Origin of the sequence: Myxococcus llanfairpwllgwyngyllgogerychwyrndrobwllllantysiliogogogochensis (assembly GCF_006636215.1) — a bacterium.
In the GTDB taxonomy this organism is placed as follows: domain Bacteria; phylum Myxococcota; class Myxococcia; order Myxococcales; family Myxococcaceae; genus Myxococcus; species Myxococcus llanfairpwllgwyngyllgogerychwyrndrobwllllantysiliogogogochensis.
Window position 1 is genome coordinate 1 of record NZ_VIFM01000775.1, and the last position, 443, is coordinate 443.

Consider the following 443-nt stretch of genomic DNA (forward strand, 5'->3'; position numbering starts at 1 on the left):
GATATCATCATTAGCATAGACACCTGATGAAAAACACACCAGAAGCATGCAAATAGCAAAAACATATCTAGTCATTTTTATCCACAATGTAGGTTACAGAATCACATTTGAGGGAAGTTTTGGGGCCACAGATAAAAATAGTCAACCGAGGTGAAGCCGAAAAATGGGAAACAAAATATTTGTTTCCTGTATCGCAGACATACCCGTGACTTTGTAAAAAATTAATAACATAATCATTATTATCGTTACGCTCATTAAAATAGACACAAGATGGTTCATTAGAAAAATTACGATAACCATCGATGGTAAAATTAATTTTTTTATTGCTAATTGTCCATATAATGAAAGCAAGAAGCAGCAGACCACATAGTGACAGTCGCAGATAGATTGTACGTTGCGAAAATATTTTTTTTATCGAAACCGGATCATTCATCCCCTCCGAC

1 protein-coding gene is annotated in these 443 nt (G+C 34.5%); it reads right to left on the reverse strand.

Annotation, left to right across the window (positions count from 1 at the left end; all coding sequences use genetic code 11):
* Positions 1-67 precede the first annotated feature (67 nt).
* The coding region (locus FJV41_RS53330) for a hypothetical protein (protein ID WP_220138018.1) at positions 68-443 on the reverse strand (376 nt) is incomplete at its 5' end.